Source organism: Glycomyces arizonensis DSM 44726 (assembly GCF_000482705.1).
Lineage (GTDB): Bacteria > Actinomycetota > Actinomycetes > Mycobacteriales > Micromonosporaceae > Glycomyces > Glycomyces arizonensis.
Map to the genome: position 1 here is coordinate 40,887 of NZ_AXWO01000026.1, position 20,128 is coordinate 61,014.

18 protein-coding genes are annotated in these 20,128 nt (G+C 70.4%); 5 read left to right on the forward strand and 13 right to left on the reverse strand.

The window, feature by feature from the left end; genetic code table 11:
* Positions 1-11: 11 nt before the first annotated feature.
* Entirely contained in the window at positions 12-464 is a 453-nt protein-coding gene (locus H613_RS0116345) for a DUF6912 family protein (protein WP_026924649.1), read from the reverse strand.
* Between the two features lie 27 nt (positions 465-491).
* The gene (gene secA / locus H613_RS0116350; protein WP_026924650.1) at positions 492-3,422 is read right to left on the reverse strand and encodes a preprotein translocase subunit SecA; all 2,931 of its coding nucleotides are present in this window, start codon (positions 3,420-3,422) and stop codon (positions 492-494) included.
* A gap of 115 nt (positions 3,423-3,537) precedes the next feature.
* Here secA and H613_RS30990 point away from each other — a divergent pair, with 115 nt between their 5' ends.
* The 3 genes from H613_RS30990 (at position 3,538) to H613_RS27115 (ending at position 6,848) form a co-directional block, all read left to right on the forward strand.
* The gene (locus tag H613_RS30990) at positions 3,538-4,647 is read left to right on the forward strand and encodes a GNAT family N-acetyltransferase (protein ID WP_026924651.1); all 1,110 of its coding nucleotides are present in this window, start codon (positions 3,538-3,540) and stop codon (positions 4,645-4,647) included.
* Between the two features lie 4 nt (positions 4,648-4,651).
* Complete coding sequence (locus tag H613_RS27110; RefSeq protein WP_051393442.1) at positions 4,652-5,620, forward strand: GNAT family N-acetyltransferase; 969 nt, start codon at positions 4,652-4,654, stop codon at positions 5,618-5,620.
* A gap of 76 nt (positions 5,621-5,696) precedes the next feature.
* On the forward strand, positions 5,697-6,848 hold the full coding sequence (locus tag H613_RS27115; RefSeq protein WP_051393443.1) for a L,D-transpeptidase: 1,152 nt from the start codon (positions 5,697-5,699) through the stop codon (positions 6,846-6,848).
* A gap of 235 nt (positions 6,849-7,083) precedes the next feature.
* Here the strand turns inward: H613_RS27115 and hpf are convergent, their stop codons facing one another.
* The 3 genes from hpf to H613_RS27120 all read right to left on the reverse strand — a co-directional run bounded on the left by hpf (position 7,084) and on the right by H613_RS27120 (position 9,614).
* Positions 7,084-7,752: a ribosome hibernation-promoting factor, HPF/YfiA family gene (hpf, locus tag H613_RS0116370; RefSeq protein ID WP_026924652.1), complete on the reverse strand. Its 669-nt coding sequence runs from the start codon at positions 7,750-7,752 to the stop codon at positions 7,084-7,086.
* A 449-nt stretch (positions 7,753-8,201) separates the two neighbouring features.
* A complete protein-coding gene (locus H613_RS0116375; protein ID WP_026924653.1) occupies positions 8,202-8,843 on the reverse strand; it encodes a ComF family protein in 642 nt (213 codons plus the stop codon).
* A gap of 78 nt (positions 8,844-8,921) precedes the next feature.
* Positions 8,922-9,614, reverse strand: coding sequence for a ferritin-like fold-containing protein (locus H613_RS27120; RefSeq protein WP_211234855.1), 693 nt, complete (start codon positions 9,612-9,614; stop codon positions 8,922-8,924).
* A 371-nt stretch (positions 9,615-9,985) separates the two neighbouring features.
* On the opposite strand from H613_RS27120, the gene H613_RS0116385 reads away from it, so the two are divergent.
* On the forward strand, positions 9,986-11,569 hold the full coding sequence (locus H613_RS0116385) for a DEAD/DEAH box helicase (protein WP_245598582.1): 1,584 nt from the start codon (positions 9,986-9,988) through the stop codon (positions 11,567-11,569).
* 10 nt (positions 11,570-11,579) lie between these two features.
* Positions 11,580-11,822 (forward strand): hypothetical protein, encoded by a 243-nt coding sequence (locus H613_RS30995; protein ID WP_156926079.1) that lies wholly within the window; start codon positions 11,580-11,582, stop codon positions 11,820-11,822.
* 57 nt (positions 11,823-11,879) lie between these two features.
* On the opposite strand, the gene H613_RS29395 is transcribed toward H613_RS30995, so the two are convergent.
* The 8 genes from H613_RS29395 to H613_RS0116435 all read right to left on the reverse strand — a co-directional run bounded on the left by H613_RS29395 (position 11,880) and on the right by H613_RS0116435 (position 19,481).
* Positions 11,880-12,425 (reverse strand): DUF2231 domain-containing protein, encoded by a 546-nt coding sequence (locus H613_RS29395; RefSeq protein WP_156926080.1) that lies wholly within the window; start codon positions 12,423-12,425, stop codon positions 11,880-11,882.
* 44 nt (positions 12,426-12,469) lie between these two features.
* Positions 12,470-13,084 (reverse strand): MarC family protein, encoded by a 615-nt coding sequence (locus tag H613_RS0116400; protein WP_035738335.1) that lies wholly within the window; start codon positions 13,082-13,084, stop codon positions 12,470-12,472.
* A gap of 54 nt (positions 13,085-13,138) precedes the next feature.
* Positions 13,139-14,293, reverse strand: a complete 1,155-nt coding sequence (locus tag H613_RS0116405; protein WP_051393445.1) for a hypothetical protein — start codon at positions 14,291-14,293, stop codon at positions 13,139-13,141.
* Positions 14,290-14,835, reverse strand: a complete 546-nt coding sequence (locus H613_RS27140; protein ID WP_051393446.1) for a SigE family RNA polymerase sigma factor — start codon at positions 14,833-14,835, stop codon at positions 14,290-14,292. The genes H613_RS0116405 and H613_RS27140 overlap by 4 nt, the downstream gene beginning before the upstream one ends.
* Positions 14,836-14,991: 156 nt before the next feature.
* The gene (locus H613_RS27145; RefSeq protein WP_026924658.1) at positions 14,992-15,813 is read right to left on the reverse strand and encodes a PH domain-containing protein; all 822 of its coding nucleotides are present in this window, start codon (positions 15,811-15,813) and stop codon (positions 14,992-14,994) included.
* Between the two features lie 13 nt (positions 15,814-15,826).
* The gene (locus H613_RS31485; RefSeq protein ID WP_169732015.1) at positions 15,827-15,985 is read right to left on the reverse strand and encodes a hypothetical protein; all 159 of its coding nucleotides are present in this window, start codon (positions 15,983-15,985) and stop codon (positions 15,827-15,829) included.
* A 333-nt stretch (positions 15,986-16,318) separates the two neighbouring features.
* Entirely contained in the window at positions 16,319-16,963 is a 645-nt protein-coding gene (locus tag H613_RS0116430) for a TrmH family RNA methyltransferase (protein WP_026924659.1), read from the reverse strand.
* Between the two features lie 310 nt (positions 16,964-17,273).
* Positions 17,274-19,481 carry a heavy metal translocating P-type ATPase gene (locus H613_RS0116435; protein ID WP_026924660.1) on the reverse strand — a complete coding sequence of 736 codons (2,208 nt, stop codon included), beginning with the start codon at positions 19,479-19,481 and terminating at the stop codon, positions 17,274-17,276.
* Between the last annotated feature and the right edge of the window lie 647 nt (positions 19,482-20,128).

Genomic DNA, 20,128 nt, shown 5'->3' on the forward strand with positions numbered 1-20,128 from the left:
GAACGGCGTCCTCATTGGGCCGGTCCGGTCACCACGCTCAACAGGTCCTGAAGCTCCGAGGGCGCGTACCAGTCCAGCAGGTGGGTTTCGAGGACCGCCAGGTCCGGCTCCTCGGAGGCGAGCAGCGCGGCGGCGTCGGCGTCGTCGATGTGGACGGCGGCGACCTTCTTGAGTCTGACGGTGCCGCGGAAGTCGGCGGCGGTGTCGCCGTGCTCGTCGATCCGGTCGCCCGGCACGTCCGCCGAGACCACGACGCGCCTGGGCACCTGCCCGGCGAGGAGCCCGACCGACGTCAGCGCCGCGTCGTCGAACGCGGTGTACTCCAGGTCCTCGACGTCGGCGTCCGGGTGCGCGAGGCGCAGCGCCCGCGTCACCATGTGGACCGGCCCGGCGGGCGTGAGTTCACCGGTGTCAGCGAGCGCGCGCAGCATCGCGGCGTTGGCGGGTACGTAGATCCTCGGCATGCCTGTCATTCTCTATCGGCGGCCCGGTCAGTCCTGGCTCGCACCGCCGGGGGCGCCGTGGCACCGCTTGTACTTCTTGCCCGAGCCGCAGTAGCACGGGGCGTTGCGGCTCGGCTCGTTCGAGGACTGCCGCTGGTTCGGGTTGGCCTGCTTGGCGGGCGGCGCGGTGGCGACGCTGCGCGGCCCGGACGACCTGGTGGCCTTCGAGGCGACCTTCGCGCTGCCCTTGCTGCCGGCGCCCGCCGTGCGCTTGACGTCGCGCTTCTTGCCCTGGAGGGCCTTGGGCGGGCGCACGACCGTCTCGCCGGCGGCGTCGGTCTCGCGCACGGCCGCGGTGCCGGTCCCGGAGGCGCCGTCGATGGACGGGGCGCTCTGCAGCAGCCGGTCGGGCTGCTTGAGCGGCTCCAGGCCGCGGATCTCGGCCTCGGGCTCGCCGGTCTTCTCGGTGCCCTCGCCCTCCTTCGGGCGGGGCTTGAGCTCGGCGTTCATGAGGAACCGGACGGTGTCCTCCTTGATGCCGTCGAGCATCGTCTGGAACATCTCGTACGCCTCGCGCTGGTACTCGATGACCGGGTCCTTCTGCGCGTAGGCGCGCAGGCTGATGCCCTGCTTGAGGTAGTCGACCTCGTAGAGGTGCTCGCGCCACTTGCGGTCGATGGTCTGGAGCATGACGCGGCGCTCGAGCTTGCGCATCGTCTCCTCGCCAAACTCGGCCTCGCGGGAGGCGTAGTAGTCGTGGGCGTCCTCGCGGACGGCCTCGAGCAGGTTGTCCGGTTCGAGCTCGTCGACGCCGCCGACGCGCTCGAGCAGCTCCTTCTGGGTGAGCTGGATCGGGTAGAGCTGCTTGAAGGCGCTCCACAGCTCGTCGAGGTCCCAGTCCTCGGCGTAGCCGTCGGCGGTGGCGCCGGCGACGTAGGCCTCGACGACGTCGTCGATCATGTGCTCGATCTGGTCGTGGACGTCCTCGCCGCGCAGGACCGCGCGCCGCTCGTCGTAGATGACGGTCCGCTGGCGGTTCATGACCTCGTCGTACTTGAGGACGTTCTTGCGGATCTCGGCGTTGTGGCCCTCGATCTGGGACTGCGCGGACTCGATCTGGCGGGTGACGAGCTTCGACTCGATCGGGACGTCGTCGGGCACGCGCAGGCGGTTCATCATGGCGCGCACGGCGTCGGCGTTGAACCGCTTCATCAGGTCGTCGGAGAGCGAGAGGTAGAAGCGGGACTCGCCGGGGTCGCCCTGGCGTCCGGAGCGGCCGCGCAGCTGGTTGTCGATGCGCCGCGACTCGTGCCGCTCGGTGCCCAGGACGTAGAGCCCGCCCGCGTCCTTGACCTCCTCGGCCTCGGCGGCGCACATCTCCTCGAACTTCTTGAGGGTCGTCTCCCACTCGGCCGCGTAGGTCTCCTCGTCGGCCTCGTCGACGCCGCGGGAGCGCAGCTCGGCGGCGGCCAGGTACTCGGGGTTGCCGCCGAGCATGATGTCGGTGCCGCGCCCGGCCATGTTGGTGGCGACGGTGACCGCGCCCTTCTGCCCGGCCTGGGCGATGACGTCGGCCTCCTTGGCGTGGTTCTTCGCGTTGAGGACGTTGTGCTTGACGCCGCGCTTCTTCAACGCCTGGGACAAGAACTCGGACTTCTCGACCGAGACGGTGCCGACCAGGACCGGCTGGCCGGTCTCGTGGCGCTCGACGATGTCGTCGACGACGGCGTCGAACTTGGCCTCTTCGGTCTTGTAGATGACGTCGGATCGGTCGTTGCGGATCATCGGCTTGTTCGTGGGCACCGGGATGACGCCGACGTCGTAGACGCGGTTGAACTCGGCGGCCTCGGTCTGGGCGGTGCCGGTGATGCCGGAGAGCTTGTCGTACATGCGGAAGTAGTTCTGGAGGGTGGTGGTGGCGAACGTCTGGTTCTCCTGCTTGATCTCCACCCCCTCCTTCGCCTCGATGGCCTGGTGGATGCCCTCGTTGAAGCGGCGGCCGGCCAGGACGCGGCCGGTGAACTCATCGACGATGAGGACCTCGCCGGCCTCCGAGACGATGTACTCGCGGTTGCGCTCGAACAGCTCGCGGGCCTTGATCGCGTTGTTGAGGTAGCCGACCAGCGGCGTGTTGACCGAGTCGTAGAGGTTCTCGATGCCGAGCCGGTCCTCGACGCGGGCGACGCCGGCCTCCGTGATGGCGATGGTGCGCTTGCCCTCGTCGACCTCGTAGTGCTCGTCGCGCCGCATGGAGTTCACGATCTTGGCGAACTCGGTGTACCAGCGCTTCTGGTGCTCGGCGGGGCCGGAGATGATGATCGGCGTGCGGGCCTCGTCGACGAGGATCGAGTCGACCTCGTCGACGAGCGCGAAGTGGTGGCCGCGCTGGACGAGGTTGTCGATCGAGGCGGTCATGTTGTCGCGCAGGTAGTCGAACGCGAGCTCGTTGTTCGTGGCGTAGGTGACGTCGGCGGCGTAGGCCTCGCGGTGCTTCTCGGAGCCCTCGCCGGGCAGGACCGTGCCGACGGTCAGGCCGAGGAAGCGGTGGATCTCCCCCATCCACTCCGCGTCGCGCCTGGCCAGGTAGTCGTTGACGGTGACCTGGTGGACGCCCTTGCCTTCGAGGGCGTTGAGGTAGACCGGGAGCGTGGAGACGAGCGTCTTGCCCTCGCCGGTCTTCATCTCGGCGATGTTGCCCTGGTGGAGCGCGGCGCCGCCCATGATCTGCACGTGGTAGTGCCGCATGCCGCGGACCCGCTTGGCCGCCTCGCGGACCGTGGCGAACGCCTCGGGCAGCAGGTCGTCGAGGGTCTCGTCGTCGGCGAGGCGCTTCTTGTACTCGTCGGTCAGGGCGCGCAGCTCGGCGTCGGTCATCGACTCGTACTCGTCCTCCAGCGAGTCGACGGCGTCGGCGATGGCGTTGAGGCGCTTGAGTGCGCGGCCCTCGCCGGCGCGCAGCACCCTCTCGAACAGCGACACGGAAAGTCAGCTCCCAGCAAGGTCGGCCACGGATACACGGGTGGATATCGCGTCCAATAGTACGCGTCGCAACCTGGTCCCCCTTCCGGCGGCGGCTGCGGCACAATCGGAACTTATGGAACCCGTCACCCTCGAAGCCGAAGGCCTGCGGCTGGTCCCCTGGGAAGAGGACCACCTGCCCGATCTCCAGCGCATCTACGACGACCCGCTCATCGAGCGGTTCATGGTGATGCCGCTGCCGTGGTCGCGCCAGTACCGGGAGCGTTTCCTGGACCTGTGCGAGCGGCACTGGCGGGCCGACAACCCGCGCTGGGCGGTGGTCGACGCCGCCGGGGCCCTCCAGGGGTCGATGGCGCTGACGCACTCGTTCTCCAGGGAGGTCGCGATCACCTACCTGACCGCGCCGTGGGCGCGGGGCGGCGGCGTGGCGCAGCGGTCGATCCGCGCGGCGGTGCGGTTCGCGTTCGACGAGATGGCGATGCGGCGGATCGCCTGGGACGCGATCGTCGGCAACCACGCCTCGCGGCTGGCCGCGATCCGCACCGGCTTCACCGTCGAGGGGGTCGCCCGCAACGGCGTCAACCAGCGGGGCGTCTCCCGCGACTGCTGGGTGGGCGCGATCCTGCCCGGGGAGGTGCGCGAGGCCGACGACCCGCCGCCGGACTATGCGATCCTCAAGCGCCAGGCGGGGTTCTTCCTGGCCGAGCAGCCGGTCCTGGGGACCGACGTGGCGGGACTGCGCCTGCGGCCGCTGCGGGAGGGCGACGTCGACGACCTGGCCGCGACCTGCGCCGATGCCGAGACGCAGCGGTGGGTGAGCCTGCCGAGCCCGTACACGCGCGAGCACGCCGCCGCCTGGGTGAAGCGCACGAGGGGCACGTGGGACCGCGGCGAGACGGTCCTGTACGCCCTGGCCGATGACGACGACCGGTACTGCGGCTCGGTCGAGCTCACGCTCGGCGTGCCCGGCGAGGCCGAACTGGGCTACTTCTGCGCGCCGTGGGCGCGGGGCCGCGGCTGGACGACCGCCGCGGCGCGGCGCCTGTGCCGCCTGGGCTTCGAGGAGCTGGCGCTGGAGCGCGTCGACTGGCGCGCGGTGGTCGGCAACGAGGCGTCGCGGCGGGTGGCCGAGAAGGTCGGCTTCGTCGTAGAGGGCACAAAACGCCAGTTTCTTCATGGTCCGGGCGAAAGGCTTGACTCATGGACGGGGTCCCTGCTTGGCTGATGGCGTGTATCTCATCGAGCCTGTCACCACCGCGGCGTTCGCGCTGCGCGCGGCGCCCGAGGACCTGAAGCTCGAGTGCGGCTTCGACCCCGACATGGTCGCGGTCGGGCCGGACGTGGACGACGTGTGGGGCGCGATCGGCTGGAGCGAGGCCGACGGCGTCGTGTCGATCCGGTACTGGGTGGCGCCCGAGCGCCGCGGCCGCAAGCTCGCCTCGGCGATGCTCAGGGCCGTCGCCGAACCGATGTTCGCCTCCGGCGCGAGGCGACTGGAGGCGCGGCCGCCGGTGCGGGACCTGGCCTCGATCCGCGCGGCGATGCGGGCGGGGTTCCGGCCCGACGGCGTCCTGCGGTCGGGCTCGCCGGACGGGACCGACGCGCTCTCGCTGGGGCTGCTGCCCGGCGACGGGCACGGCCCGGCCCCGCGGGCGCTGCCGGACCTGCCGGGCGGGGAGCTCACCGACGGGACGGTCTCGCTGCGGCCGCTGCGCCCGGACGACGCCGAGGCGCACCTGCGCCACCGCACCGCCCCCGACGTCTACCAGGGCGCCGCTCTGCAACTGCCGCCGAGCGTCGGCGAGGTGGCCGAGGTGTGCGAGTGGCGGGCCGCGGTCGACTGGCTGCGGGGCCGCTCGGCGTTCATGGTCATCGACGATGGCAGCGGCTACCGCGGCACGATCGGCCTCTACGACGTGTCCCGGCTGGTGGGGACGGCGATGGTCGGCTACGACCTGAGCGCCGACGCGCGCGGCAAGGGCTACGCGACCCGCGCGGTCGTCCTGGTGTGCCGGTGGGCGTTCGACGAGGTCGGCGTCGACCGGGTGTGGGCGGGGACCGACGTGCACAACGCCGCTTCGCAGGCGGTGCTGCGGCGGGCCGGGTTCCGGCTGGAGGGGATCGAGCGGGGCGGTCTGCCGTCGGTGGACGGCACCAGGCGCGACACGCTGCTGTGGGCCAGACTTTCCTGTGATTAGGAGTGCAACCTTCGCGTCCTTGCTGAGCGTCGAATATATAGTGAACCAGTCGCTTTGCAACGTGGAGGATCCCCCCTTGAAGTTCTTGCCCGTCCGTGTGCTCGCGGTGGCGTCGCTGCTGCTCGCGGGCGCCTGTGGCGCTCCCCAGCAGGGAGCGTTCACCCCCGCCCCGATCGTCCCGGAGATCTCGCTCGATGTGGCCGAGGCCCAGGACCCCACCGAGCCGTTCACCGTCACGGCGGTCGACGGCATCCTCGAAGCGGTCACCGTCACCTCCGACCGCGCCAAGACCGTCGAAGGCACCTTCAGCGAGGACCTCACCACCTGGACTTCCGAGGGCGTGATGGACGCGGGCTCGACCCACACCGTCACGGCCATGGCCGTCAGCTCCGACGGGACGGTCACCGAGTTCGAGAGCCAGTTCACCACCGAGGGCCGGGAGGGCTCGGGCTTCACCGTCATCGACGTGACGCCGGTGGTCGAGGGCGAGACCGTCGGCGTGGGAGCGCCGCTCATCGTCACCTTCAGCGAGCCGGCGCCCGACCGGAAGACGGTGGAGCAGAACCTCAAGGTCGAGTCCGAGAAGCCCAGCGAGGGCGCGTGGCGCTGGGTGAGCGACACGCAGGTCATCTACCGGACGAAGGAGTACTGGGAGGCCCACCAGACGGTGACGTTCACGGCCGCCTTCGACGGCGTCTATCTCGGCGGCGACGTGTGGGGCGAGGAGGACTACACCGCCCAGATGGAGATCGGGGCCGCCAACATCTCCTATGCCGACCTGGACACCCATTACATGACCGTCGAGATCGACGGCGAGGTCGCCAAGGAGATCCCGATCAGCGGCGGTTCGGGCGCGGAGTGGGAGTACTACACGGCCACGGGCGTCCACCTGGTGATGGAGAAGTTCGAGACCAAGGTGATGGTCTCCCCGGGCAAGGAGGAGGGCGACGAAGGCTATTACGAGACCCCGGTCAACTGGGCCACCCGCATCAACTCCTCCGGCGAGTTCGTCCACGGCGCGCCGTGGTCGGTGGGCTCGCAGGGCCACGCGAACGTCTCCCACGGCTGCCTCAACGCCAGTGAGGAGAACGCCAAGTGGTTCTACGAGATCGCCCAGCGCGGCGACCCGGTCGAAGTGGTCGGCTCCCCGCGCGAGATGCCGTGGGACAACGGCTGGGGCTACTGGATCCTGTCGTTCGACGAGTGGAAGGAGGGCTCGGCCCTCTGACCATTGCCAGCAGAGCTTATAGGCTATATGAGAATATAATCTTATAGACTATAAGACAATGTCTCCCTATAGCTTATAAAATATAAGATTCAGGTACGCCTGCGGAGTTTATAGGGTATAAGTTATAGACTCGCGAGAGCATGACGGCGGCCCCGAGCGTTCGCTCGGGGCCGCCGGTGCGTCTGGGTGCCGCCCTTCTCGCGGGCGGCCGGTTCCCCCTTGGTATTCGCCGCGACTACATGTCGAGGCGGAGCAGGCCGTAGTCGTACGCCCTGCGGCGGTACACGACCGAGGGCTTGCCGGTCTCCTTGTCGTGGAACAGGTAGAAGTCGTGCCCGACGAGCTCCATGTTCTGGAGGGCGTCGTCGACGGTCATCGGCTCGCCCGGGTGGAGCTTCTCGCGGACGATCCGGCCCGGCAGGTGGTCCTCGACGAGGCCGTCGAAGTGGTCGACGTCCTCCGAGACGAAGTGCGCGAGGCCGTGGGCCTCACCCGGCGCCTCGACCAGCGACTCGGGCAGTCTGGCTCCTTCCTCCCGCACCGCCGTGGCCTCGGCGACCGACATCGGGCGCAACTTCCCGTTGCGGTGCACCCGCTTGCGCTCCGAGCTCTTCCGCAGCTGGCGGTCGAGCTTCGCGACCGCCAGCTCGAACGCCGAGCGGAAGTCGCCGGCGCAGGCCTCGGCTCTCATGACCGCCCCCTTGGGGCGGCACGTGATCTCGACGCGCTGGGCGTGATCGTTCTGACGGGGATTGGGCTCGTGGTACAGCTCGACGTCGATGTCGATCGCGTCGCCGTCGTACCTGGCCAGGTACTTGGCGATCTTGGACTCGATCTTCTCCTCGACGAGCTCGCGGTAGTGGTCGGGGACCTCCACGTTACGGCCCTTGACGACGATTTCCACCTCGGAACCTCCCAGGTGCACCCCGCCTCTTCGCGGGAGTGCGGACGAAGTTGCTCATGCTGGGTCCGGAGCCGGCTGCCCGGTACGGCGGATGGAGGGACCTCCTCTCACGGGGGGACGGCACGGGCCGGTGACGCTCTCGTGTTGCGGGCGTTCACCTTTCGTCAAGTGGAAATCCACCTGTTCCCGGTCGTCTCGTTACCGATCTGAGATTTTGAGACTATCCCCTGAAACAGCGAAAGTCGACCCCCTGCATATGGGAATTCTCCCGTCTACGAGGGGCTCCGCGCATGAATTTCAGAGGACTGCCCATAACTATTCGCAATAGTGTGCGAACCGAGCGCAATCGTCCCCGTGACTTTCGATGGCAGCCACACCTGTCACACGCGCGGCCGGGGGCCGCAATGGGGGGTCAGGGCGGTGCTCCTCGGCAGCACTCCTCGGCAGTGCTATTCGACGGCGGCCACCGCGGCCGCCGCAGCCACTTTCACACCGGCCCGGCGCAGCGCCGCCGCGGCGGCGCTCAGCGTCGCCCCAGTGGTCACGATGTCGTCGAGGAGGATCACCGGCCGCCCCGACGCCGCCAGCGCGGCGGCCCGCCCCGGGACCACCGCCAGGCTCGCGTCGGCCGCGTGCCGCCGCTGGGCCGCCGTCAGCCCCACCGAGTCGGCACGCGGACCGGCGCGCAGGCACCGGTGCGGGCGGCCGATCGGCGCGCACAGCGCCGCGACGTGGTCGAAGCCGCGCTCGCGCCTGGCCGCACGCGTCGGCGGGATCGGCACCAGGGCCGCGTCGGGCACCTCCGCGGCGACGACGGCGACCGCCCGGCCGAGCAGGCCCCCGAGCACGGCGGCGAGCTCGCGGCGCCCGCGCTCCTTGTACTCGTTGAGGGCCTCGGCCAGGGGACCCTCGTAGGCGCCCGCGACGACGACCGGCGGCGTCCCCGGCGCCCTGGGGACGGCCAGAGCGGCCGCCGCAGGCAGGCCCGCGGCGCACGCGGCGCACAGGCCGCCGCCCGAGGCGGGCACTTCCCGGCAGGAGGCGCACGCGGCGGGCAGGAACAGTTCGCACAGGGCCTCGACGAGTCTCACGCCGGGCCTAACGATCGAGCGGCGCCTCCGGTGACCCGGGAGGCGGCGCTCAGTCGTTGAGGGCTCAGTCGTTGGGGCTCAGTTGTTGAGGCCGACCGCCTTCATCCGCTCCTGGTGGGCTCGCGTGAGCCCGCGCAGGAGTTCGTCGACCGAGCCGTCGCCGCCCGCGCCGATGAGGTCGGTGAGCCGCTCGTGCGCGGCGGCCACGCCTTGGGCGCGGTTGATGGCCTCGCCGACCAGTCGCCGCCCCCACAGCGACAGCCGCCCGGCGGCCGAGGGGTCGGCCCCGACGGCGGCGCGGATCTCCTCGGCCGCGAACTCGGCGGCCGAGCCGGTCTCCAGGACCCGCTCGATCAGCGTGCGGTCGTCGCCGGTGAGCTTGGCGGCCACGGCGCGGAAGAAGTCGTCGGCGACCGCGTCGCCGACGTAGACCTTCACGAGCGCCTCCAGGAAGTCCCGCGGCGCGGTCGAGGAGTCGTAGGCCCCGAAGGCGTCCATAAACGGGGCCATCGCCTCGGCCGGGTCGGCGCCCAGGGCCTCCAGGCGGTCGGCCAGCAGCCGGTAGTTGCGAATCTCACCCACGGCCGCCTCGGACATCCTGGCGCGTCGTGCCAGGTCGGGGGTCAATCGGGCGTCGACGGCCATCCGCTCGAACGCCAGCAGCTCGCCGAGCGCAAGAAGCCCAAGGAGATCGATGACCGCCTCGCGGCTGGGGCGCCAGTCGCCGCCGTGCTCGGCCGCCTCGGCCGCGGGAACAGTTGGTTCGGACACGACGGCAGGTTACCACCAGACGCACCGGCGCGCCGTGGGCGAATCCGGCCGAAAGCGAGCACCGTTCGCCTTCGCGCGGAGCGGATCGCCGCATTCGCGGTGAATCGGCCCACTCCGGGCGAGGCGCGCGAACGGCACGCCAAGACGGACGGGCCGAAGCCGCGTAGGATGGTGAGGAGCGACTGCGGCCCTCAAGCGGCTTTTCCCTGACAGCGCAGTCCTCGAAGCGCCGACGACGCGATCGTCGCGGCGCGTTTGTGAAGCGGCGACCTAACCGGATCCGGCGGCCGTCGCCGCTGTGTAGACAAGAAAGCATGTGGCGCCGAGTTCCCCGGATCTCCTGAGCAGTCCTCCGCCACGAGGTGAACAGAGTGAACGAAGTGAACATCGAACGGCTCGAGAACAACGGGCCGACCTTCTCCGAACTGGGAGTTCGCGAAGAGTCCGTAGAAGCGCTCGCGGCGCTCGGCATCGAACGGGCCTTCGCCATCCAGGAATACGCGATCCCGATCGGCCTGCGCGGCTCCGACATCATCGGGCGCGCCCCCACCGGGACCGGCAAGACCTTCGGGTTCGGACTGCCCATCATCGACAAGATCGCGTCCGTCGACGAGGGCGCCGACGGCCGCCCCCAGGCGCTGATCCTCGTCCCCACCCGCGAGCTGGGCCTCCAGGTCGCGCGGGACCTCGAGGACGCCGGGAAGACCCGCTCGATCCGGGTCCTGCCGATCTACGGCGGCCGCGCCTACGAGCCCCAGATCGAGTCGCTGCGCTCGGGCGTCGACATCATCGTCGGCACCCCCGGCCGCCTGCTCGACCTGTACAAGTCCAAGCACCTCAAGCTCGACCAGATCGCCCACTGCGTCCTGGACGAGGCCGACAGGATGCTCGACCTCGGCTTCTCCGAGGACGTCGAGCGGATCCTCAAGCTCCTGCCCGAGCAGCGCCAGACGATGCTGTTCAGCGCCACCATGCCGGACACGATCATGGCGCTGTCGCGGCGGCACATGTACCGGCCCGTCACGGTCCACGCGGACGTCACCGGCCCCGACGACGAGGCCGTGTCCAACACCCGGCAGCTGGTGTACCTGACGCACTCGATGAACAAGGTCGAGGTCGCCGCCCGGATCCTCCAGGCCGAGGGCCGGGGTCTGACGATCATGTTCTGCCGCACCAAGCGGGCCGCCCAGAAGCTCGCCGACGAGCTCGACTTCCGCGGCTTCGCGGTCGGCTCCGTCCACGGCGACCTGGGGCAGAACGCCCGCGAGCGGGCCCTGCGGGCCTTCCGCTCGGGCAAGATCGACGTGCTGGTCGCCACCGACGTCGCCGCGCGCGGCATCGACGTCCCCGACATCACGCACGTCGTCAACTACGACTCGCCCGAAGAGGCCGAGACGTACGTCCACCGGATCGGCCGCACCGGCCGCGCCGGGGCCACCGGCACCGCGGTCACCTTCCTGACGTGGGAGGACCTGCCGCGCTGGAAGATCATCGTCAAGGCCAACGGCCTCGACCTGGGCGACCCGGTCGAGACGTACCACACCTCCGACCACCTCTACACCGACCTCGACATCCCCGAGGGCGCCCCGCCGGCCCTGCCGAGCGAGCAGCGCAAGCGGGACGGGCTGAGCGCCGAGCGCGAGGACGACGTCGAGGGCGGGCGCCGCTCGAAGGGCGGCGGCCGCGGCCGGCGTCGGGGCGGCAACGGCGGCGGACAGCGCCGTCCGTCCGAGAGCGGCCCCAAGCGCGAGAGCGAAGGCTCCGGTCGCAGGCGCCGGCGCACCCGCGGCGGCTCGGACCGGCCTTCGGACCGGGCGGGCGAGGCCGAGCGCGCGCCGAAGCCGGAGACCGAGCGGGCCCCGCAGGCGAAGGCCGAGGGCGGCGCGGACGCGCCGGCCCGCAGGCGCCGTCGGCGTCGCCGCTCCGGCGGCTCCGAGGCCGCTTTCGGCGACTAAGCTCGCCGGTATGAGCGAGACGCCGGACGGATCCACGGCTCACTACGACGGCCCGCCGGCGAGCGTTCCGCCGCCCCCGGGGTGGCGGGTCGAGTCGGTCGCCGTCCCGAGTGAGCCGAGGCGGATGCCGCGGCAGGACCACGGCGCGATCGACGTCGCCGAGCAGCGGGCCAAGCTGGTCACCCACTGGACCGCGCTGCTGGCGGTGGCCCTGATGTTCACCGTGGTCATCATCGGCGTCCTGCAAGGCTGACGGCGCCGGTCGCCCACTCGGGCGACCGCCGCCTCACGGCTGTCCGGCTCCGCCCCCTCAGGAGCCGGCGGTGTCCCCCCACACCATCGACGCGCCCGTGTCGCCGGACTGGAAGACCGTCCAGGCGGCCAGGGCGAGCAGCGCCAGCGCGACGATGCCGAGGATGAGCATGACGACCTTGCGGCCCGAGGCCGCCGCGTCGGTCGAGACGGGGGCCGATCCGTCCTCGTCGGCGCCTGCCGGGGCGTCGCCGTCTCGGGCGGCGGCGGCCCTGCGGCCGCGGTCGAGCGCGGCGAACAGCCACCAGACCGGGGCGAGTCCGACGAGGATCCACAGCAGGCGGTAGCCGAGATCGTGGTGCTCCTGGACGGCCTCGGGCCAGCCGCCGGGGTAGAGGTGGTCGGCGAGCTGCTGCCCGCTCCAGATGGCGCCGAAGGCGGCGGCGGGCGCGATGAGCGTCAGCGCCGCGCAGGCCCAGCCGACGCGCCTGCGCAGCGGCGGCACGAACAGGTACGCCAGTCCGAACAGGACCAGCAGCGGCACGAACACGACGGGGGCGTGCACGGCCAAGGGGTGTACGGGCAGATCCAGAATCGTGGTCATAAGACTTAATTGAACCTTATAGTAACCACCGATGGGTGCCCGGCTCACGTCTGCTGGAAGACCTCGACGTAGCCCATGACCGCGTCGGCGATGAGCTGCACCGCGATCGCGGCCAGCATCACGCCCGCGATGCGCGTGAGGACCTCGATGCCGCCGCGCCTGAGGATCCGCACCAGCACCCCCGAATAGCGCATCACCAGGTAGATCACGATGTGGATGAGGACGATCGCGATCGCCACCCACAGGTAGTCGACGGGGCTGGGCGCCTGCTGCACGTAGAGGATGACGGCGACGATCGCGCCGGGCCCGGCGAGCAGCGGCGTGCCCAGCGGCACCAGCGCGATGTTCGCGGTGGCCTGGCTCGAAGGGTCGTCGGCCTGGCCGGTGAGGAGCTGGAGGCTCACCAGCAGCAGCAACAGGCCCCCGGCGCCCTGGAGGGCGGCGAGATCGATGTGGAGGTAGTTGATGATCTGCTGCCCGAGCAGCCCGAACAGGGTGATGACGCCGAGGGACAGCATGGTCGCCTGCAGCGCTGCGCGGTTGCGTTCGCGCTGATCCATCGCCCCGGTCAAGGCGAGGTAGATCGGCACGATCCCCGGCGGGTCCATGATGACGAACAGCGTCACCCCGACCGTCAGCACGTACTCGAGTTCACCCACGCTGCGAGTATGCCAAGGCGCACTGCGTCACAGCGCGGGTTTCGCACGCCGGTGTTAGTTGTAGCTCACCACCGGCATGAGCGCCCCTTCCGGTGGCGGCAGTTCGGAGACGGCGGCGGGCTCGGACTCCATGTCGAGCAGCGCCCACGTCTCGTCCTCGGAGCTGAAGGCGATCTGCCAGCGTCCCAGCGGGTCGACGAACTGGTGCTCGGAGTCGAACAGCTGCTGCTGGAGCGAATCGTCGCCCTCGATCTCGGTCTCCAGGCCCTCGCTGTAGTAGGTGGTGCTCACATGTGTGACGAGTCCGGGCGCGGCGCTGTCGGCGCTGGCGTCGGCGATCATGGTCTCGGTGGCGTACTCGCTGAGGTAGCCGCACTCCTCGGACTCGGCGGCCGAGCCGCCCGGTTGGAGGTCGGCGACGCAGACGTAGTCGGGGTTGTTGTAGTCGGTGATGACCGCGGACTCGTACCCGGCCGCGGCGACCGTGTCCAGGCCCCAGTCGTACTGGTCGTTGAAGTAGTAGGTGCCGGACGCGCCACCGGTGACGCCGGTGAGGTCGCCGGAGAAGACCAGCAGGCTGTCGCTCCAGTCCTGGAGGGTGATCTCGGTGGTCAGGTCCAGCGAGAGCGGGTCGGTCGAGGGCGAGGCGTCGGCGGGGAACAGCTGGTACAGCTGGCGTCCGGAATCGCCCGCGGGGTAGTTGACCGCGAAGGACTCGGCGTCGCTGCGCACCACCGTGTGGAAGTCGTCGGAGGGGACCTCGTAGCCGACCGATTCGGCGCCGTCGAGGTCGGTCACCTCGACCCACATGGGCGAGCTCACCACGTAGGTGTCCTGGAGCCGTTCGGCGCGCTGCGGCGCCTGCTCGGCGTGCAGCGGGATGTACTCGTCGTCGGCGTTGACCACGCCGTAGGCGCCCTCGCGTTCGACGACGAACTCGATGTCGAGCTCGCTCTGGGCCTCCTCGACGGTGGTGGCCACCGGCGGCGCCTGCTCCAGGCCGCCGGCGCCCGGCAGCCATATGGCGACGGCGGCGCCGAAGACGACCAGGCCTAGGCCGCCCGCGGCGGCGCCGAGGCGGCGGCGGCGCCTGATGCGCCCGGCTCCGGCGATGGCGGCGTCGGCCAGGCCCTCGCCGTGGAGCGGGGGCGCGGACTCGGCGCGCCCGGCGAGTTCGGTGCGCAGGAGGTGCTCGAGGTCCTCGCTCACGCCGCCTCCTCGGGATGTCGGCTCAGGCCGAGTGCGGAGGCGGGGGTGCCCAGGCGCTTGCGGAGCCCGGCGAGGGCGCGCGAGGCCTGGCTCTTGACGGTGCCGGTCGAGATGCCGAGGATCTCGGCGATCTGGGCGTCGGTGCGGTGCTCGTAGTAGCGGAGGACGAGGACCGCCCGCTGGCGCTTCGGCAGGGCGGTGACGTGGCGCCACATGGCGTCGCGCACGGCGCCCTGCTCGGCGAAGTCGCGGGAGGTGTCGGGGCGGTCGTCGAACAGGTCGGCGGGCTTCTCGCGGTTGGAGCGCTTGCGCCACCAGGAGGCGTTGGTGTTGTAGAGGATGCGCCTGGCGTAGGCGTCCACCGAGTCGGTGGCACGGATCCTGCCCCATGCCAGGTAAGTCTTCGTCAATGTCGTCTGCACCAGGTCCTCCGCTGTCGCCCAGTTCCCCGTGAGGAGGTACGCCGCACGGTGCAGCGCGGCCGAGCGCGCCGCCACGTACTCGCGGAACTCCTCGTCCTGAGACGATTTGGCCTCGCTCACGCGTCTCCCTGGGGGGATCGAACAACAGACGACTCACCCCCGGCGGAAGGTTGCTTCGCAGTGCGGGATTCTGCCAAACAACGGGTGCCCGGGGCAACCGAGGGGACTTCGCAGGAGTATACCCAGTAGTCGTTCTCCGGCCGGTGGGGCGTCCGCTCAGGCGTCGCCGCCGAGGCGGGTGTCCTTGTCGTAGGCGTTCTCCAGGGGGAGGTCCTCCTCCTCCTCGGCCTCGCGCTCGTCGACGGCCTCGGGCTCGTACATCTCCTCGCACATCCGGAGGTAGAGGTAGTTGGGGTTGGGCAGGTGGGGGACGTTCCGCAGCGCCTGGTCCTGGCCGGCGGACTCGATGATGAACTCGCCGTAGTTGAGCATGCGGCCCATCGGGGTCTGGGCGTACTTCATGTCGGTGACGCGGCCGAGCGGCATCATCGCGACCGAGCGGGTGACGACGCCCTGGATGAGCATGATCCGCTTGTTGGTGAGGATGAACCGGTCCATGTACCAGTCGATGATCTTCCAGCCGACGAGGAGGAGGATCGCCAGCCAGACGATGACGGTGATCGTCAGGCCGGTCTCGCTGGAGCCGGACTCCCACCTCATGAGCAGGCCGGAGACGAAGCCCATGATGAACGTCGCGAGGGTGCCCACGATGTACCAGGGCAGGAGGTGCATCCAGTGGCGCCGCCACTCGCCGCGGTACTTCTCGGTGGGGAAGAGGTATCGGGCCGCCATCGGCGAGGGGGCGTCGGGCACGGACGGGGCCCGCACTCCGGCCAGGAGGCCGCCGGCGGGGCTGTCGTCGAATCGGACGCCGTCGATGTCGCTCGTGGCGGCCGCGGGGGCGCCCGCTGCGGCGAATTCGCGGGTGGGGTCGTCTGCGCCGGGGGCGGGACTGTCTGCTGGGGCGCGCGGGGTGGGCGGTTCGAGCGGCTCGGTGTCCTTTTTGTCCCCCGAGCCGCCTGCACCGGTCTCGGTCATCGCTGTGTCATCCTCAGGTCACCAGACCGGTGATGAATGACGCGAAGCCGTTGCCCACATCGCCGATCGCACTGGCGATCGAGCTGACGACGCCGCCGGCCTCGTCCGGCCTGTAGGCTATAAAGAACACCAGGAACGCCAGTCCGCCCCAGGTTAGAATCTTCTTCAACATTCTCACCCTCCCATCAAGGGACCTGGCCAAACGTTTGTCCCGCGCAGGCTCGTCCAGTTTATCGTACGAACATGTCTCGGCCTTTTGCTTCCACCGGCCGGTTCGGTGCGAACCGGACGAGGCGGCCTCGCGCATCAGCGTAGCGTTTTCGCCCCGCTTCCGCAGCACTCCGCGGTCTGGCTGCGGAGCAACATATTCGCTTATTCCACCGGCGAGACTACCTCAAGTCACCTTCCATTGGCTCAATGTAGGCACATAGGCGGGCGGTCGCCAAGAAAGCGTCAGGTATCCGACACTGGCGGCCCGGTCCAGGCTGGAGACCTCGCTCCAAGATCAATCTGGCGTGCGTTGTTCGAACACGTGCTCGCGGATCCAGGCGTGCATGGCGATGCCGCTGGCCACGCCCGCGTTGATCGAGCGCGTGGACCCGAACTGGGTGATCGAGCAGATCGTCGAGCACACCCGCCGGACGGGCTCGGACAGGCCGGGCCCCTCCTGGCCGAACACCAGGACCGCCCGGCGCGGCAGTGAGGCCGTCTCGATGGGGACCGAGCCGGGGAGGTTGTCGATCCCGACCACGGCCAGGTCCGCGTCGGCGGCCCACTCGACGAATTCTTCTACAGTGGAGTGATGTTCGACGTGCTGGTAGCGGTCGGTGACCATCGCGCCGCGGCGGTTCCAGCGGCGCTTGCCGATGATGTGGACCGCCCTGGCCGCGAAGGCGTTGGCGTTGCGGACGACGGTGCCGATGTTGAAGTCATGCCGCCAGTTCTCGATGGCGACGTGGAAGTCGTGGCGGCGCTCGTCGAGATCGGCGACGATCGCCTCGCGGCGCCAGTAGCGGTAGGCGTCCACGACGTTGCGCCGGTCGCCGAGCTCGAGCAGCTCGGGATCGAAGCGGGGATCTTCGGGCCAAGCCCCCTGCCACGGCCCGACGCCGACTTCGGCGCCGCCGGGCTCGATGTCCTCATCAGTCACGCCGACCATTGGAGCACAGCGCCGGTGGCGGGCGAGGAGCTCGGGAACGGGGATTGACCGGCGCCTCACCGGCCGTGCGAGCGCGCGTCGGACGGCGGCCGGGCGGCGCCGGCTCGGGTGCGCATGGCGCCGCCCCGGCGGCTACGGGGGAAACCGACCGGGGCGACACGAAACATACTAACTACCGAGCCCGTGCGATCGTGCACACACCTATTTGAATCCCCTTGCACTGTAAGGAAACTCGACTTATCTGCGTCTCTCGCCCACCGCTGCTGCGCAGGCTTCACACGCACCACAGCAGTCAGCCGCCTCAGGAGCGGCGCGAGGCGGCGGTGAACGAGCGCAGGCGCTGCGAATTCGCCACCACCGAGACGCTCGAGAACGCCATCGCCAGCCCGGCGATCATCGGGTTGAGCAGCCCGAGGGCCGCCAGCGGGAGCGCCGCGGTGTTGTAGCCGAAGGCCCACACCAGGTTCTGCCGGATCGTGCGCAGCGTGCGCCGCGCCAGGCGGATCGCGTCCACGGCCACCAGCAGGTCGCCGCGCACCAGCGTCATGTCGCTGGCCGCGATCGCCACGTCGGTGCCGGTGCCCATCGCGATGCCCAGGTCGGCCGCGGCGAGCGCGGCCGCGTCGTTGACGCCGTCGCCGACCATCGCCACGACCCGCCCCTCGGACTGGAGCCGGCCGATGTGCGCGAGCTTGTCCTCCGGCATGACCTCGGCGATGACGTCCTCGATGCCGACCTCGGCCGCGACGGCCTCGGCGACGGCCTTCGCATCCCCGGTGAGGAGGACCGGCGTCAGACCGAGGCGGCGCAGCTCGGCGACCGCGCGCGCACTGGTGGGCTTGACGGTGTCGGCGACGGCCACGGTCCCGGCGACCTCGCCGTCCACGACCACCTCGACGACCGTGGCGGCGTCCGTGCCGGCGGTGCCGGAGCGGCCGACCGCCACGGTGCGGCCCTCGACAACGCCGGTGACGCCGACGCCCGGCCGGTTCGCGAAGTCGGACACGGCAGGGAGCTCGCCGAACCGCTCGCGCGCGGCGGCGGCGATCGCGCGGGCGATCGGGTGCTCCGAGGCGTCCTCCACGGCGCCCGCGTACCGCAGCGCCTCGTCGCCGGAGTGGTCGACGACGCTCATCGCGCCGGTGGTGACGGTGCCGGTCTTGTCCAGGACGATCGTGTCGATCTTCTTGGTCGACTCGAGGACCTCGGGGCCGGAGATCAGGATGCCCTCCCCCGCGGCGCGGGCGGTGCCGATCATGAGCGCCATGGGCGTGGCCAGGCCGAGCGCGCACGGGCAGGCGATGACCAGGACCGCGACGGCGGCGGTGACGGCCGTGCCGAGGCCGCCGACGAGCGCCCAGACGACGAGGACCACCAAGGCCAGGGCGATGACGATCGGCACGAAGACCGCGGAGATGCGGTCGGCCAGGCGCTGGACGGCGGCCTTGGAGGCCTGGGCGTCCTCGACCATGCGGGCCATCTGGGCGAGCTGGGTGTCGGCGCCGACGCGGGTGGCGCGCACCACCAGGCGCCCGGAGGCGTTGACGGTGGCGCCGGTGACCGTGTCGCCGATGGTGACCTCGACGGGCACGGACTCGCCGGTGAGCATCGACTCGTCGACGGCCGAGGCGCCGGAGCGCACCTCGCCGTCGGTGGCGATCTTCTCGCCGGGGCGGACGACGAACTCGTCGCCGACGGCCAGCTCGCCGATCGGGACGCGGACCTCGCGCCCGTCGCGCAGGACGGCGACGTCCTTGGCGCCGAGCTCCATCAGGGCGCGGAGGGCGGCCCCGGCCTGGCGCTTGGAGCGGTGCTCGAGGAAGCGGCCGAGCAGCACGAACGCGGTGACGCCCGCGGCGGCCTCCAGGTAGGTGTTGGAGGCGGCCTCGCCCGCGGAGCCGGTGAGCGAGAAGCCCTCGCTCATGCCGGCCGCGCCCGCGTCGCCGAGGAACAGGGCCCAGAGCGACCAGCCGAAGGCCGCGAGGGTGCCCATGGAGACCAGGGTGTCCATGTTGGCGGCGCCGTGGCGCAGCGTGATGGCCGCGACGCGGTGGAAGGGCCAGCCGCCCCAGACGACGACGGGCGCGGCGAGGGTGAGGGCGAGCCACTGCCAGTACTCGAACTGGAGGGCCGGGATCATCGACAGGGCGATGACGGGGACGGCGAGGACGAGCGAGCCGATGGTGCGCTGGCGCAGCGAGCGGAGCTCGGCGTCATCGGCGACGGCGGCATGGTCGTGGCCGCCGGTGGTGTGTTCGCCGCCGTGGTCGTGTTCGGCGTGCCGGGGGGCGGGCTCGGGGACGACGTGGGTGGCGCCGTAACCGGTCTTCTTGACGACGTCGACGAGGTCGTCGGCGGAGACGCCGTCGGGCGCGGCGACGCGGGCGCGTTCGGTCGCGAAGTTGACGGTGGCCTCGCAGCCTTCGACCCGGTTGAGCTTCTTCTCGATCCGGGCGGCGCACGAGGAGCACGTCATCCCGGTGATGTCGAGGTCGATGATGTTAGCCATGATCGAACCATACCCCCTAGGGGTATCAATCGTCAAGGCGACAGGGTTGAGATCTCAACACGCAGAGGTTATAGAATATAAAATATATGGTATAAGGTATAACTTCCGCACTGCGCACCCCGGGATCTGGACACGCGCAGGAGTTGCGGCGGGGCCGACGACGAGCGCGATCGATTCCCGGGGCCTCGGCACGCGCGGGACTTGTGCCGACGTTCCCGAGGTCAAGGTGCCATGGCCCCCGGGATCTCAGCACACGCGGGAGTTATGAAGCGGTCGCCGCCGGTGTCGGTCACCGCCACCCGGGATCGCGGCACGCGCGGGAGTTATCCACAGGCCTCGCGCGCCGTCGCGGGAGTTATCCACAGGCCCAGAAACTTTTCCTTGACCGGTTTTGGGGCGTCTGTCAGGCTGGCGAGGACTTTCGTGGTGTGCAGGACGGCGGCGGGGGGGTAAAGAGGGGCGGAGTAGCGCCCCGGGCGCGCCAACACCCGAGCAGGGTTACGAGTCGAACACCACCGCTTGTCGGCCATCACCCGCCGCGCCGCCGCTTCGCGGCGGCCTCCGGCGCGGAGCGGCGTCGTATCGATGAGGGACGTCGCCGCCGCGCCGCCGCTTCGCGGCGGCCTCCGGCGTAGCAATGAGGGATG